Genomic DNA, 14,593 nt, shown 5'->3' with positions numbered 1-14,593 from the left:
CAAGCGCCTACCCGCGCTCAATGGCGTATTACCGAAAACAGCATTCACGCATCGATGATGGTCTGCCGCGCCCGCCCAAACGGCCGCTCTATACCTGCGTATAGGTGCGTTGAATGGTTGGAGCCGGTGCGAATACACCATGACGACGCCACGCGGCTCATCGGAAAGGCGTCGCTGCACGCGATTGCGCCCGCCGCGCTGGCCGAACTGCGTGCGCCGATTCAGTATTCATGCTGGATGAATTGAGTTTATGGGCGGGGCGCGTTGATCGACCCGCCATACGACTCATACACTGCATCGCACTACCTCGACACGAACGAGGAAGCGCATGCAGCACCGAGCCACCGGCATCACGCAAGCGGCTCATGCGCTTCCCCGGCCCGTGTCGAGCACTTCGACACCCTCACCGGAGCAACAGCATGACGCAAGCACATCAAGGCACCGCACTCATCACCGGCGCATCGTCGGGCATCGGCGCGATCTATGCGCAACGGCTCGCACGCCGCGGCTTCGATCTCGTCCTCGTGGCCCGCAATCGCGACCGGCTCAACGACTTCGCCAAGCGCATCACCGACGACACGCAGCGCAACGTCGAAGTGATCGCCGCCGACCTCGGCGATCCTCGCGCGCTCGCCGAGATCGAAGCGAAGCTGCGCACCGACGCGAGCATCACGATGCTGGTGAACAACGCCGGTGTCGGCACGCACAAGCCGCTGCTCGAAAGCGACGTCGACGCCATGACGCGCATGATCGACCTCAACGTCACCGCGCTGACGCGTCTGACCTATGCCGCCGCACCGGGCTTCGTCGCGCGCGGTCACGGCGCGATCATCAACATCTCGTCGATCGTCGCGATCGGCCCCGAGCTGCTGAACGGCGTGTACGGCGGCAGCAAGGCGTTCACGCTCGCCTTCACGCAGTCGCTGCATCACGAGCTCGCCGACAAAGGCGTGCAGGTGCAGGCCGTTCTGCCCGGCGCGACGGCCACCGAGTTCTGGGACAACGGCGGCCTGCCGCTCGACAACCTGCCGAAGGAGATCGTGATGTCGGCGTCCGACCTCGTCGACGCCGCGCTGACCGGCTTCGACCGTCACGAGCTGGTCACGATTCCGTCGCTGCACGCAGCGGAAGAATGGGACGCCTACGACGCCGCCCGTCGCGTCATGACGCCCCATCTGTCGAACAGCACCGTCGCCGCACGTTACGCCGTCACGCACTGACCTCGGTCATCCAACTTCGCAACCGCTCAAGTCAATCATTCAAAGGAACCACGATCATGAAACTCACCGGTAACACCATCTTCATCACCGGCGGTACCTCGGGCATCGGCCGCGCACTCGCTGAAAACCTTCATCGGCGCGGCAACAAGGTGATCGTCGCCGGGCGTCGCCGCGCCCTGCTCGACGAGATCGCCGCCGCGAATCCGGGCATCGACACGGCGGAGCTGGACGTCGGCGACGCGCAGCAGATCGAGCGCGTCGCACGCCAGCTGATCGCCGACTATCCGACCTTGAACGTCCTGGTCAACAACGCGGGCATCATGCCGTTCGACGATGCCGCCGGTGCGCTCGACGATGCCCAGGCCGTGCGGCTCGTGAACACCAACCTGCTCGGCCCGGTGCGCCTGAGCGCCGCGCTCGTCGAGCATCTGAAGGCGCAACCGGAGTCGTACATCATCAACAACAGCTCCGTTCTCGCCTACGTGCCGCTTGCGTCCACCGCGCTCTACTCGGCCACCAAGGCGGCGATTCACTCGTACACGCTGTCGCAGCGCTTCGCATTGCGCGACACGAGCGTGCGGGTGCTCGAAATCGCGCCGCCGTGGGTCGATACGGACCTCGTCCACAAGAGCGGCGATCCGCGCGCGATGCCGCTCGACGCGTTCATCGCGGAGACGATCCAGCGTCTCGAAACCGCGACGACCGAAGTCGTGGTCGAGATCGCACAGCCGCTGCGCAACAACGTCGGCCCGAACGAACATGCATTCGTCGAGCAGTTCAATCAGGCGCTCGCGGAAAACCCCATTCCGGTCGCGTGAGTCCTCGCGGATTCGATCTTTTGGACAACCTGAGGAGTCGCGTCATGGAAAGCCCCAAACAATACGAGTATCTGTTCCTCGGCGGCGGCAAGGGCGGCAAGTCGCTGGCGATGGATCTCGCGCGTAGCGGCAAGCGCGTGGCCATCATCGAGCGCGGGATGATCGGCGGTTCGTGCATCAACGTCGCCTGCATTCCGAGCAAGACGCTGATCCAGAATGCCCGCAACATGCATGCGTGGCGCTCGGCCGACGCGACGGCGCATCCGGTGGCCGACATGGCGCGGGTCCACGCGAACGTCCGCGCCGTGGTCGACGGGATGGTCGACGTCAACCGCCGCGCGTTCGAGCAGTCCGGCCTCGATCTGGTGATCGGCTCCGGCCGCTTCGTCGCGCCGCGACGCGTCGCCGTGCGCGCCGCCGACGGCAGCGAGCAGCTGTTCGAAGGCGAGAACGTCTACATCAACACCGGCACCGTGGCGACGATCCCCGACGTGCCGGGGCTGCGCGACGCCGCTCCGCTGACCCACGTCGAGGCGCTCGGCCTCGACGTGCTGCCGGCACGACTGATCGTCATCGGCGGCGGCTACATCGGCCTCGAGATGGCGCAGGCGTTCCGGCGTCTCGGCAGCGAAGTCGTCGTGATTCACGACGCGCCGCGCGTCGCGGTTCGCGAGGACGAGGACGTCAGCATCGAGATCCAGAACGCGTTCGAAGCCGACGGGATCGCGTTGCGGCTGTCTGCACGCATTGCCAGCGTGGAGGGCCGATCGGGCACCGGTGTCACGGTCGCGCTCGCCGACGGCACGACCGTCGAAGGCAGCCATCTGCTGGTGGCGACGGGCCGGCGCCCGGTCACCGACGACCTCGGCCTCGATCTGGCCGGCGTCGAGCGCGACGCGCGCAGCTTCATCGAGGTCGACGACACGCTGGCGACCACCGCGCAACGCACCTGGGCGATCGGCGAAGTGGCCGGCACGCCGATGTTCACGCATGCGTCGTTCGACGACTATCGCGTGCTGAAAGCCGGCATCGACGGACGCGGCGGCACCACGGCGTCGCGGGTGATTCCGTACGCGTTGTTCACCGATCCGGAGCTGGCGCGCATCGGTCTGAACGAAACGGACGCCAAAGCGCGCAACACGCCGGTCATCGTCGCGAAACTGCCGATGGCAGCCGTGCCGCGCGCGCGCACCAATGGCACCACGCGCGGCTTCATGAAGGCGCTCGTCGCACCCGACAGCGGCCAGATCCTCGGCTTCACGATGGTCGGCTCGGGCGCGGGCGAAGTGATGTCGGCCGTGCAGATGGCGATGATCGGCAAGCTGCCTTATACGTCCGTGCGCGACGCGATCCTCGCTCACCCGCTTCTCGCCGAAGGGCTGAACCTGCTGTTCGCGACGATCAAGTAAGCCGACGGCCGGGTTTTCCCGGCTGATCGTGCCGGCCACGCCGGCCGCCGATGCCGTCGCGACGCGTCCTGCGTCGCGACGGCATCGGCGCGTCCGCGCGCCTTCCACGTCCCGGATCGAAGCAACTGCACTTAGCGCGCTCGCGCCGATACGATCCGGTAGAATCCGCGGGCGAGTTCGAATGGCGCGCCGGCGTTCCCATCGATTGGGACGTCGGCGCGTGCGCCATTTCGAACTCCGAGAAAAACATGCCTTCGCCGACACCGACGCTCCGCTGCGGGCGCGTTGCCGGATCGCGGGCGAGGTCGCCGTTCTTCCACTCGCATCCAGTACCCGGCTGTGCTTCGTTGCCCACGCGAACGACGCGCACGCGCGGCTGTGCGTCGTGGCGCGGACACCTGAATTGCTGTTGGCATTCGACATCGACGACCGGAGGCATTGCCATGGACAGATTGACGCAGCCGTTCTCGCCGAGCAACGGAGGAACCTCTTGGATCTGAACGCGACGCGCTCGTCCGATCATCCGGTCGACGGCGGCGACTCGAACGACGCGGCGCGGGAAACGCGCATTTCGCGGCATCTTGCGCTGCGCATCCTGCCGATCTTCATGTTCGCGTACGTGGCCGCCTACGTCGACCGCATCAACGTCAGCTTCGCGAAACTGCAGATGGTGGTCGATCTGGGTTTCAGCGACGCGGTGTTCGGCTTCGGCGCAGGTACGTTCGCGCTGGGCTACGTCGTGTTCGAGGTGCCGAGCAACATGATCCTGCAGCGGGTCGGCGCGAAGCGCTGGCTCACGCGCATCATCCTGTCGTGGGCGATCGTTTCGGCGTTGACCACGTTCATCGCGACGCCCAAGCAGTTCTACGTGATGCGCTATCTGCTCGGCGTCGCGGAAGCCGGGCTCGTACCGGGCATCGTCTATTACATCTCGCAGTCGTTCCCGCGATACCACCGTGCGCGGGTGCTGTCGACGTTCTACGCGGCGCTTCCGCTGTCCGGGCTGATCGGCTCGCCGTTGAGCGGCTTCATCATGGAATACTTCGACGGCATCGCCGGGCTGTCCGGATGGAAATGGATGCTGGTCGTCGAGGCGTTGCCGGCGTTCGTCGCGGCGCTGCTCTGCTGGAAGTATCTCGAGGACGACGTCACCCAGAGCCGCCACGAGAGCGAGGCCGACCGCGCGTACCTCAGCCGCACGCTCGCCCAGGATCGGGCGCTGGCCGCATCGGCGTCCAACGACCAGATGTTCGGCAGCTGGATTTTCTGGACCTTCGGCGTGATCTACTTCCTCGACGTGTTCGGCATTTACGGCTACACGCTATGGGCGCCGACGATGATCAAGTCGCTCGGCGTCGGAAGGGATTTCGTCATCGGGCTGATCGCAGCGCTGCCGAATGCGGTCGCGATGATCGTGATGATCACGGTCGGACAAAGCGCGGATCGTCACCGCGAACGGCGCCTGCATACGGCCGCGCTGTTCCTGCTCGCCGCGGCGGGGCTCATGCTCGCGCTGGTCTGGCATGGCAACCTGTGGCTGACCGTGCTCGCGCTGTGCATCGCCAACGCCGGGTTGCTGTCCGTGCCGCCGGTGTTCTGGGGAATGCCGACGGCGGTGCTCGGCCCCAGCAATGCGGCCAGCGGCATCGCGTGGATCAGCGCGATCGGCAACATCGGCGGCTTTTTCGGTCCGTACGTGGTCGGCGTGCTGAAGCAGTCGTCGGGCAGCTTCGCGCTGCCCGTATCGTGCATGATCGTGTGCCTGCTGGCCGGCCTGGGTCTCACGCTGGTGCTGCCCAAACATATCGTGAACCGATAAGCCGCAGCGCTCACGCCGCCGCAGCGCCTCGTGCAGGCGCGGCGGCCGGCAGCGTTACTCCGCCGCGGGATCGAGCCCCAGCGCTTGCGCGCCGAGCACGAATTCGGGCAGCGTTCGCGCGCCCATCTTGCGCATCGCGTGGCCGCGATGGATCTTCACGGTGATTTCGCTGAGCCCCATCTCCGCGGCGATCTGCTTGTTGAGCAGGCCGCTCACCACGTACTTCATCACCTCGCGCTCACGCGGCGTCAACGTGCCGTAGCGGCGGCGAACGTCGGCGAGGCGACCGTCCGACTTGCGGCGCTTCTCGTCCTTCAGCAACGCATTCTGGACGACGTCCAGCATGTCCTGATCGCGGAACGGCTTCGACATGAAGTCCAATGCGCCGTTCTTCATCGCCTTCACCGACATGGCGACGTCGCCGTGCGCCGTGATGAAGATGATCGGCAACTGAAGATCGCCGGCGACGATCTGCTCCTGCAACGCGAGGCCGCTTTGGCCTTTGAGCCGGACGTCGAGAATCAGGCAGCTCGGCACATCGCGCTTGTCGAAATCGAGAAACTCCTGGGCCGACCCGAACAGCTCCACGCCGAGGCCGACGGAGCGAAACAGCCGGCCAAGCGCGTTGCGCATCGAGTCGTCGTCGTCGACGACATACACGACGGAGTTCGTTGCGATGAGATCGGGACCGTTGCTCATGGCTGCGTGATTCCTTCGACTGGTAGAACGAACTGCATCGATGTCCCCTCGTTTTCTTGTGATTCGGCCCAGATGCGGCCACCATGCCCTTCGACGATCGAACGGCAGATCGACAGGCCCATTCCCATGCCTTCCTTCTTGGTCGTGAAGAACGGCGTAAACAGCGAATCGGCGTCCTGCGTCTTGATCCCGTGGCCGGAGTCTTCCACCGTGATCTGCGCGTTCGCGCCGTCGACGAGCCGCGTCGACACGGCCAGCGTGCGCCTGCGGCCGGCGACGCCGCTCATCGCCTGCACGGCGTTCATCAGCAGATTGATGATCACCTGCTGCAACTGCACGCGATCGCCGCGCACCCACAGCGACGGCTGGCAGCTCTGCGCGACTTCGACGCCGTGGCTCTGCAGCTCGCGGCGCATCAGATCCATCGATTGCTCGACGAGCGACGTCACGTCGACGAGCGTATCGTCGCGGTCGTTGCGCTTCGCCATCGCGCGGATCTGACGAATGATATCGGTAGCGCGCCGCGCGTCGTCGGTCATTTGTTCGATCGAGTCGCGCACTTCGTCGAGATCCGGCACGTCGTGATTCAGCCAGCGAAGCCCGGCCTCGCCCGACGTCACGATCGCGGCCAACGGCTGCGTGACCTCGTGCGCGATCGACGCCGCGAGTTCGCCGAGCATCGTGACGCGCGTGACATGGGCCAGTTCCGCGCGCGAGCGCTCGAGCGCCTGCTCGGCCTGCCGGCGCGCCTCGATGTCGGTATTGACGCCGTACCAGCGGCGAATCCGGCCGTCCGCGTCGCGCAACGGCGCCGCGCCGATGATCATGCAGCGATACTCGCCGCTGCCGAGCTGGACGCGCGCCGTCACCTCGAACGGGCTGCCGGACGAAATCGCATCGTGCCAGGCCGCCTCGAGCGTCGCGATGTCGTCGGGATGGACGATGTCGCGCCACACGTCCGCGCCGTCGCGGGTTCTGACGTCGTAATCGGTCCAGCGGCGATTGAGGTACAGCAGGCGGCCGTCTTCCGCCGTGCTCCACACCATCGCAGGGATCGCATCGATCGTGGCCACCAGCTCTTCCTTCTGGCGGCGCAGCTCGGCTTCCAGCGACTTCGCCTGCGTGATGTCGCTGTCGGTCGACAGAATCGCGACCGGCTGGCCCGACTTGTCGCGCGACACGATCCAGCGGCTGGAGATCAGCACCGTCTCGCCGTTCTTGCGCGTGCGCGTCAGCTCCCCTTGCCAGCAACCTTCGCGGATCGTCGTGTCGATCAGCTCGGCGATCGGCGCGGCGGCGGCCGTCTGCGTCAGCTCGTGGAACGCCGCGCCGAACGCTTCCGGCGCGCGCCAGCCGTACAGACGCTCCGCGCCCTTGCTCCAGAAGCGGACGCGCCCGTCGAGGCCGTACACGACGATCGCGTCGTGCGTGAGATTGAGCAGATCGACCTGGTTCTGCAGCATGGCGCGGCTGCTCTGATTGCGCAACGCGAGCGCCGACACCGTCACGATCGCTATGACGCTGACGATGCAACGCGCGAGCGAACTGACCGCGATCTGATCGCTTTGCGCGAGCAGGAAGCCGAGCACGGTCAGCGACACGCAGGCCCACGCCGTGCCGACGGTGACCGTCGTGGACGCCACCGACGCAACCAGCAGCACCACCACGACGTACAGCACGGCGACCGCGACGTCGATCGGCGCGAACGCGTCGACGAGGAACACCGCGAGACCCAGCGCGATCGCGACCGCGTACACCGCGCGCGGGCTGGTGCGCAGCTGGGCGTCGACATTGGGGCCGAGCGCGGACGCAGGCACCGCCGCAAGCTCGGGCGGCGCAATGATGTGGTCCACACGTACGCCGCGACCCTCGCTCATCTGGCGATTGCTATCCATATCTCGTGACTCGGTAAAAACGGATTTCGGATTACTGGGGGCCGCTGTTCGCGCCGACGTCCTCGAGGCGCTCCTGGATCTGCGCCGGGTCGACCGGTTTGCTGAACACGCAGATCGCGCCGAGCTTCATCGCCTGCTCGCGCGTTGCGTCGGATGGGAAAGCCGTGATGAAGATCACGGGAGGCGCCGGTCCGCGCTCGAGAAGGGCCGCATACATCTCCAAGCCGGTGATGCCCTTCATATGCACGTCGGAGATGATACACGCGACGTCGCCGATCGGATCGGCGTCGAGGAACGCCTCGGCGGACTCGTAGACGCGCACGTCCCAGCCCAGCGAGCGGACGAGACTGCGCGTCGCCCGACGGACGGACCGGTCATCATCGACGATGGAAACAATACCTCGGTTCGGCATACCAGCGGTCCTTGACCTTCAATTCAGAAAAATGGCGAGATCGCGCATTCGAGGTCCGCGGGCTCGACCGCATCCTATGCCGCCGGCATCGGCTCGAAAACTATACTTCGGTATAACGCCGCGCCCGAACCGCATGCCGTCGCCTCGTCAGCGCGGCTCACGCCGTGGCCGACAGCGGCTGGAAGCCCGCTGTAATGAACGGCCGCTCGCTGTTGTTGCGCTCGCTGTTCGGCGTCCAGTACGGCGCCGCGTCGCGCCCGCCGTTCGGCGCCGACGTGTGGTCGAAGCTGGCGATTTCCAGATCGCGAAGCTGCGTCTGCATCCAGTCGATGAACGCGCGGATCGACATCGGCACCTGGCGTCGATCCGGATACAGCACCGAAATCGGCAGCGGCGGCGGGCCGTACTCGCCGAGAATGCTGACGAGCGTGCCCTTCGCCAACTCCTCCGCGACCATCCGTTCGCTCACCTGCGCGATGCCGACGCCTTCGACCGCGTATCGAACGGCCGAACGCACGTCATTGACGGAAATGCGCTCCGCCAGCTTGAGCCGCGTCTCGGCGCCGTCCACCGTGTAACGGAACTCGCGGACCGGACCGAAGCGCCGCGGCGTGTAATGGATCACGTCGTGGCAATGGAGGCTGTCGGGGTCGACGGGCGTGCCGCGCGCCTTCAGATAGTCGGGGCTCGCCACCGTCACCGCATGGAAGTGCCCGACGCGCCGGCTGCGCAGCGACGAGTCGGCCAGCTGGCCGACCACGACCGCGCAGTCGACGCCGTTCGCGATCAGGCCGTCCGCGTCGCCGCCGACGTCGACCCGCAAGCCCACTTCCGGATGGTTCGCGCGGAACACCGGCAGGAACGGCAACACCGAATGCGCGACTTCCTGATCGAGATCCACCGCCAGCCGGCCGCGCGCGATCTTCCCGGCGCCGCTCAGTTGCTGCTGCATCAGCTCGATCTCGCCGAGAATGCGCTGGCAGTGCTCCTGATACTGCTCGCCCTCCGTGGTGAGCCGGACACAGCGCGTGGAGCGCTGCAGCAGCGTTGCGCCGAGATGCTCCTCGAGCCGGCGCACCAGCGTGCTGGCCGATGCCGCGCTGATGCCGAGCATCTCGGCCGCCGCGGTGAAGCTGCCCAGGCGCGCGACCTGGCTGAACACTGACATCGCATGCAGGGTACGGTCCATGCTGTTCTCCGGAATTCGTTGCGGTAGAAGGATTGATGTGAAGTCTAGAGAACAGTCGGGCCGCGCAATATCACCAGATGGGAGTTCGCACCTTATACGATGGTGTTAGGGCGCGCACCGCGGATGGCGTGCGGCGGGGGTTCGGGGGCGTGGCCAGAGGGTGGCGGGATGGGTCGGGCGGGACGCGCCGGGCGTGCTGCGGCGCGCTAGAGAACATCGGCTCGCGCCGGCACGCGCGGCCAGCCGGCCGCGCACGAAAGACCACTACTTCGACAAACTCAGATTCTTCGACAGCACCGCGCCGCTTGCGGGGTTCACCAGCGAAATCGTGTCGATATCCAGGTACAGCCGCGACGTGTGGGTCGTGATGTCGGTCGGCTCGTCGTCGGTCGGCTCCGCGTGCTCGACGTGTTCGGTCAGATACGGTTGCACCAGCCGGCCCGACAGCGCGATCGCGAATTCGCCGTGCGTTTGCGCGTACGCGGCGGACGAAAGCCGCACGCGCCCGCGCACGGTGGTCTTCCCGCCTTTGCCGGGATCGAGCTCGATGATGTCGATCCGCTGGATATAGCCTTTCGCTTTAGCCTCGGCGGCGATCACCAGCCCGCGCCCGCGCGGCCCCGTGATGGCCTTCCTGAGCAGGATGCCGGTGCGGCCTTCGCCATCGGCGTTGACCATGTCGACGTCCACCGTCAGCAGACGCTGCTGCGTCTGATACCGCAGCCCATACGTGGCCGGCACGAGGAACGTCACCTTGCGATCCAGGCCGATCGCGGCCAGCTCGGGGTTCGCGCGATGCTTGTCGCCGCCCGGGATCAGGCGGCGGACGCGATCGCCCAGCGACGCCGGCGTGCTCGCGAGATGCCGCTGCGCAAGCGCGTCGCGGATCGCAACGGGATCGTCGCCGACGACACGCGCCGGGGCCGACGGCTCGCGCGCGCCGGCCGGCGAGGCGTGTGCCGCGTGTGCCGCGTGTGGCGGGCGCGCCGGCTCAACGACGCGCTCGGCCGCCGCATGTGTCGCGGTCGGGGCCAGCATCAGCGCCGCCATCGGCACGCACAGCACCCGCAGCAGATCCAGACGACCCAACATGGAATTCCGGTGAAACACGACAAGCTCCCGATTTTGTGGCGAAACGCCCGGCCGGGCGGCAGTGGCCGACCGGCAACGCGAACGTAGCGCGCAGACTACGCGAATCGACGACGCCCGAACAGCGCCCCGACGTGCATGATGCAACGGCTTCCCGTTGCGCGTCGCGAAGCCGCCGCTGCACCGTCACGCATGCCCGTCGTCGCGCCGATACTCGGCCGGCGCCTTGCCGACCAGCTTGCGAAAATCGCGCGTGAAATGCGCCTGGTCGAAATACCCGAGCGAATGGGCGAGTTCCGCGAGATCGACCGGCTCGCCGCCCGCGAGCCGGTCCGCCGCCTCGTGCAGGCGATAACGACAAATCACCCATTTCGGCGTCACGCCCACGTAGCTGGAAAAGAGCTGCTGCAGCGTGCGCTCGCTCAACCCCGCACGCTCGGCGAGATCGCGCACCTGCGTGAGCGCCGCGTCCTGCTGCAGCAACCGCAGAATCGCATCGATGCGCTCGACCTGCGGATCGGCCGGCGGTAGCACGCGCAACAGCAGCGCCTCCGCGGCGGCAACCATCGCCGCATCGTCGCCGGCGCCGAGCACGGCGTTCTCGGCGTCGGCCTCGTCGAGCCCGAGCGTCGACACCGGCAACACCTTGTCCGTCATCAGGTGCACCGGCTTGCCGAAGAACGCGCGGAACGCGCCCGGCCGGAACCGCAGCCCGAGCACGCGTCCCGCGCCGGCGAGCGTCGTCTCGAACGCGCCGGACACCACGCCGAAGATGCCGGTGCGCCGGCGATCGAACACGAGGTTCACGCACGGATACGGCAGCGTGCGCTGCACGTGCGGCGGCTGATCGCGCAAGTCCCACTCGACGATCCAGTGGTGGTCCAGCACGCCGGCGAGTTCGGCGCGCGGATAGTAGCGATTGAGGCGGAAGCGCTGATTGAGGGCTTTCGGGCCGACGACGCCTTTCGGCGTGTCGGTCACGTGACGCAAGGCGGTCATGGCGACGAACCGTTGGGGTGACCGCGCGATGATGCACCGCCACGGCGGGTTTTTCCAATACGGCGCCGCGCGATCGGCCTACATTGAGCGCTTGTCCCATCCCCCACCGGAGCCCGCGATGCCGCACGACCGCCACCTGACCCTCTATCACTCGCCGCGCAGCCGGTCGGCCGGCGCACGCATGCTGCTCGAAGAGCTCGGCGCCGACCATGAGATCCACGCGTTCGACCTGTCCGCCGGCAAGCAGCACGAACCCGAGTTCCTTCGCCTCAACCCGCTGGGCAAGGTGCCCACGCTGCGCCACGGCGACGTGATCGTCACCGAGCAGACGGCCGTCTATCTGTACGCGGCCGAGCTGTATCCGGAAGCCGGCCTGTCGCCGGCGCCCGGCGATGCGCTGCGCGGCCCGTATCTGCGCTGGATGGCGTTCTACGGTTCGTGCTTCGAGCCGGCCATCGTCGACCGCTCGATGAACCGCGCGGCGGCCGCGTATTCGACGTCGCCATACGGCGACTTCGACACCGTCGTCGGCGCGGTCGGCGCGCAACTGGCCGGCGGCCCGTATCTGCTCGGCGAGCGGTTCACCGCAGCCGACGTGCTGTGGGGCTCGGCGCTGAGCTGGACCACGATGTTCAAGCTGATGCCGGAAACGCCGCTCGTGCGCGCGTATATCGACCGCGTGCTTGCCCGCCCGGCGATCCAGCGCGCGCAGGCCGCAGATGCGGCGCTCGCGGCCGAACAGGATCGGGCGAAGGCGGCAGCCGCGGACGGCCGGTAGCGCGACGGCGGGCGCGATCGTCGCGGGATGCGCCGCATGCGACGGTCCGCGCGCCGAACCCGCAAGAAAATAAATTCGCCATATTCGATAACGATAAAACGTTATTCCACATCGTTCTGAATCCACGGCTGAATTTGGATCCTTTTTCCCCGCTCACCCTCGTATCATTTCCTCCGTCACGAAAAGAACGAGCCGATCAGCACATGAGCGATACCACCCCGCTGCACTACCTCGACTACGCCGCCACCACGCCCGCCGATCCGCGCGTGATCGAAGCGATGATGGCCTGCCTCGGCGCCGACGGCATCTTCGGCAACCCGGCGTCGAGCTCGCACGCCGCCGGCCGGCTGGCGAAGCAGAAGGTCGAGCACGCACGCGCCCAGGTCGCGGCGCTGATCGGCGCGGACGCCGACGAGATCGTCTGGACCTCGGGCGCGACCGAATCGAACAACCTCGCGCTGAAGGGCTACGCGGAAACCGCGACCGGCAAGCGCCACCTGATCACGAGCCGCCTCGAACACAAGGCGATCCTCGACACGACGGCGAACCTGTCGAAGCACGGAATGACGGTCACCTATCTGTCGCCGAACGCCGACGGCGAAATCACCGCCGACGCCGTAGCCGCGGCACTCAGCGCCGATACGGGGCTCGTGTCGCTGATGCTCGTCAACAACGAGCTGGGCACGCTGACCGACATCGGCGCGATCTCGCGCATCGTCCACGCGGCCGGCGCGCTGTTGCACGTCGACGCCGCGCAGGCGCTCGGCAAGACGCCGATCGACGTGCGCGCGCTCGGCATCGACCTGCTGTCGATGTCCGCGCACAAGGTATATGGCCCGAAAGGGATCGGCGCGCTGTTCGTCCGCCGCGACATCGCGGATCGCATCGCGCCGCAGATCCACGGCGGCGGACACGAGCGCGGCCTGCGTTCGGGCACGCTCGCGACGCATCAGATCGTCGGGATGGGCGTCGCGTGTGAATTGGCCGCCGACAAGCTCGAGCGCGAAGCCGCACGGATCGCGGCGCTCAGCGCACGCGTGAAGGACGCGCTGCTCGCGCTCGGCGACATCACGCACAACGCGGCAGCGGCGCGCCGCATTCCGCACACGATGAGCTTCACCGTCGACGTGCCGGGCTTCTTCCCGTTCATGCTCGGCGATGCGCTCGCGGTGTCGTCGACGTCCGCGTGCAACTCGACGAGCGGTGCGCCGTCGCACGTGCTGACCGCGATCGGCCTCGATGCCGCCGCCGCGAGCCGCACGGTGCGCATCAGCTTCGGCCGCTTCACGACGGAACAGGACGCCGAGTTCGCGATCGCGTGTTTCGCTCGCGCGCTCGAACAATGCCGGGCCGCGGCCGCGACCGGCTTCACCGCGTCGCGGCAGATCACGCCGGCCGAGCTGACGGCGATTCGTCATGCGGGCTTCCGCGCGGTGATCTGCAACCGGCCGGACGGCGAAAGCGCCGACCAGCCGGCATTCGACGAGATCGCCGCCGCCGCGCGCGAACTCGGGCTCGATGCGCGCTATCTGCCGGTCGAGCGCGACGGAATCGACGATGCGCAGGTCGACGCGTTCGGCGCGCTGGTCGATGCGCTGCCGAAGCCGGTGCTCGCGTATTGTCGAAGCGGCAGCCGCTCCGCGCTGCTGTGGAACCGGCTGACCGAGCGCCGCGCGATCACGGTTTGAACGCGGCCGCGCGGGCCGTGTAATGCGGCCCGCGCGTTCGCGCTCGCGGTGTCACCCCAACCGGCGTCACCGACACACCGGAACGCGCATCACCCGTAGACGGGGAAACGCGTGGTCAGCTCGGCCACTTGCGCGCGCACGCGCTCGAGCGTCGCCGCATCTTCCGGGTTCTCCAGCACGTCCGCGATCAGGTTGCCCACCTGCTCCGCTTCCGCCGGCCCGAAGCCGCGCGTCGTCATCGCCGGCGAGCCCAGCCGCACGCCGCTCGTCACGAACGGCTTTTCCGGATCGTTCGGAATCGCGTTCTTGTTCACCGTGATGTGCGCCGCGCCCAGCGCCGCTTCCGCCGCCTTGCCCGTGATGTGCTTCGCTCGCAGGTCCACCAGCATCACGTGGCTTTCCGTGCGGCCCGACACGATCCGCAGCCCGCGCTTCACCAGCGTCTCGGCCAGCACCCGCGCGTTCTCCACCACCTTTTGCTGATACGCCTTGAACTCCGGCGACAGCGCTTCCTTGAACGCCACCGCCTTCGCCGCGATCACGTGCATCAGCGGGCCGCCCTGGATGCCCGGGAAAAT

The 14,593-nt window shown here is 67.2% G+C and carries 13 protein-coding genes and 1 pseudogene; 6 read left to right on the top strand and 8 right to left on the bottom strand.

The window, feature by feature from the left end:
• Positions 1-419 precede the first annotated feature (419 nt).
• From EX20_RS22700 to EX20_RS22690, 3 genes are read left to right on the top strand one after another with little or no spacing between them, the layout of a single operon-like run.
• The gene (locus EX20_RS22700) at positions 420-1,220 is read left to right on the top strand and encodes an SDR family NAD(P)-dependent oxidoreductase (protein WP_011881300.1); all 801 of its coding nucleotides are present in this window, start codon (positions 420-422) and stop codon (positions 1,218-1,220) included.
• 56 nt (positions 1,221-1,276) lie between these two features.
• A complete protein-coding gene (locus EX20_RS22695) occupies positions 1,277-2,038 on the top strand; it encodes an SDR family oxidoreductase (protein ID WP_034194851.1) in 762 nt (253 codons plus the stop codon).
• Between the two features lie 44 nt (positions 2,039-2,082).
• A complete protein-coding gene (locus EX20_RS22690; protein WP_034194850.1) occupies positions 2,083-3,447 on the top strand; it encodes an FAD-dependent oxidoreductase in 1,365 nt (454 codons plus the stop codon).
• Here the strand turns inward: EX20_RS22690 and EX20_RS32200 are convergent.
• A complete protein-coding gene (locus EX20_RS32200) occupies positions 3,440-3,925 on the bottom strand; it encodes a hypothetical protein (RefSeq protein ID WP_124260260.1) in 486 nt (161 codons plus the stop codon). The two genes, EX20_RS22690 and EX20_RS32200, sit on opposite strands and share 8 nt — an antisense overlap.
• Positions 3,926-3,937: 12 nt before the next feature.
• On the opposite strand from EX20_RS32200, the gene EX20_RS22685 reads away from it, so the two are divergent.
• Positions 3,938-5,266, top strand: a complete 1,329-nt coding sequence (locus tag EX20_RS22685) for an MFS transporter (RefSeq protein WP_034194849.1) — start codon at positions 3,938-3,940, stop codon at positions 5,264-5,266.
• Between the two features lie 54 nt (positions 5,267-5,320).
• On the opposite strand, the gene EX20_RS22680 is transcribed toward EX20_RS22685, so the two are convergent.
• The 6 genes from EX20_RS22680 to EX20_RS22655 all read right to left on the bottom strand — a co-directional run bounded on the left by EX20_RS22680 (position 5,321) and on the right by EX20_RS22655 (position 11,549).
• Entirely contained in the window at positions 5,321-5,965 is a 645-nt protein-coding gene (locus EX20_RS22680; RefSeq protein WP_011881296.1) for a response regulator transcription factor, read from the bottom strand.
• Positions 5,962-7,860, bottom strand: a complete 1,899-nt coding sequence (locus tag EX20_RS22675; RefSeq protein ID WP_034194848.1) for an ATP-binding protein — start codon at positions 7,858-7,860, stop codon at positions 5,962-5,964. Before EX20_RS22675 ends, EX20_RS22680 begins: the two co-directional genes overlap by 4 nt.
• Positions 7,861-7,891: 31 nt before the next feature.
• Complete coding sequence (locus tag EX20_RS22670) at positions 7,892-8,272, bottom strand: response regulator transcription factor (protein ID WP_034194847.1); 381 nt, start codon at positions 8,270-8,272, stop codon at positions 7,892-7,894.
• A 157-nt stretch (positions 8,273-8,429) separates the two neighbouring features.
• Positions 8,430-9,461, bottom strand: coding sequence for a LysR family transcriptional regulator (locus EX20_RS22665; protein WP_034194846.1), 1,032 nt, complete (start codon positions 9,459-9,461; stop codon positions 8,430-8,432).
• 264 nt (positions 9,462-9,725) lie between these two features.
• Positions 9,726-10,553 (bottom strand): hypothetical protein, encoded by an 828-nt coding sequence (locus EX20_RS22660; protein ID WP_226145107.1) that lies wholly within the window; start codon positions 10,551-10,553, stop codon positions 9,726-9,728.
• A gap of 183 nt (positions 10,554-10,736) precedes the next feature.
• On the bottom strand, positions 10,737-11,549 hold the full coding sequence (locus EX20_RS22655; RefSeq protein ID WP_011881291.1) for an AraC family transcriptional regulator: 813 nt from the start codon (positions 11,547-11,549) through the stop codon (positions 10,737-10,739).
• A gap of 118 nt (positions 11,550-11,667) precedes the next feature.
• Between EX20_RS22655 and EX20_RS22650 the strand changes: the two genes are divergently transcribed.
• Together EX20_RS22650 and EX20_RS22645 are read left to right on the top strand one after the other, a co-directional pair.
• Positions 11,668-12,327, top strand: a complete 660-nt coding sequence (locus EX20_RS22650; protein WP_034194844.1) for a glutathione S-transferase family protein — start codon at positions 11,668-11,670, stop codon at positions 12,325-12,327.
• Positions 12,328-12,530: 203 nt separating this feature from the next.
• Entirely contained in the window at positions 12,531-14,015 is a 1,485-nt protein-coding gene (locus EX20_RS22645; RefSeq protein WP_011881289.1) for an aminotransferase class V-fold PLP-dependent enzyme, read from the top strand.
• A gap of 89 nt (positions 14,016-14,104) precedes the next feature.
• On the opposite strand, the pseudogene glyA reads toward EX20_RS22645, so the two are convergent.
• Positions 14,105-14,593: pseudogene (gene glyA, locus EX20_RS22640) on the bottom strand (serine hydroxymethyltransferase); the annotation flags it as partial.

The sequence above is a fragment of the Burkholderia sp. WP42 genome (assembly GCF_000745665.1).
GTDB classification, from domain to species: Bacteria; Pseudomonadota; Gammaproteobacteria; order Burkholderiales; family Burkholderiaceae; genus Burkholderia; species Burkholderia vietnamiensis.
This window is presented reverse-complemented; position numbering and strand designations above follow the sequence as displayed.

Excerpts from the sequence above, each read along its gene's own strand:
- EX20_RS22645 (WP_011881289.1), top strand. The coding sequence starts at position 12,531 with ATGAGCGATACCACCCCGCTGCACTACCTCGACTACGCCGCCACCACG.
- EX20_RS22695 (WP_034194851.1), top strand. The coding sequence starts at position 1,277 with ATGAAACTCACCGGTAACACCATCTTCATCACCGGCGGTACCTCGGGC.
- EX20_RS22670 (WP_034194847.1), bottom strand. The coding sequence starts at position 8,272 with ATGCCGAACCGAGGTATTGTTTCCATCGTCGATGATGACCGGTCCGTC.
- EX20_RS22655 (WP_011881291.1), bottom strand. The coding sequence starts at position 11,549 with ATGACCGCCTTGCGTCACGTGACCGACACGCCGAAAGGCGTCGTCGGC.
- EX20_RS22650 (WP_034194844.1), top strand. The coding sequence starts at position 11,668 with ATGCCGCACGACCGCCACCTGACCCTCTATCACTCGCCGCGCAGCCGG.
- EX20_RS22690 (WP_034194850.1), top strand. The coding sequence starts at position 2,083 with ATGGAAAGCCCCAAACAATACGAGTATCTGTTCCTCGGCGGCGGCAAG.
- EX20_RS22665 (WP_034194846.1), bottom strand. The coding sequence starts at position 9,461 with ATGGACCGTACCCTGCATGCGATGTCAGTGTTCAGCCAGGTCGCGCGC.
- EX20_RS22675 (WP_034194848.1), bottom strand. The coding sequence starts at position 7,860 with ATGGATAGCAATCGCCAGATGAGCGAGGGTCGCGGCGTACGTGTGGAC.
- EX20_RS22660 (WP_226145107.1), bottom strand. The coding sequence starts at position 10,553 with ATGTTGGGTCGTCTGGATCTGCTGCGGGTGCTGTGCGTGCCGATGGCG.
- EX20_RS22700 (WP_011881300.1), top strand. The coding sequence starts at position 420 with ATGACGCAAGCACATCAAGGCACCGCACTCATCACCGGCGCATCGTCG.
- EX20_RS22680 (WP_011881296.1), bottom strand. The coding sequence starts at position 5,965 with ATGAGCAACGGTCCCGATCTCATCGCAACGAACTCCGTCGTGTATGTC.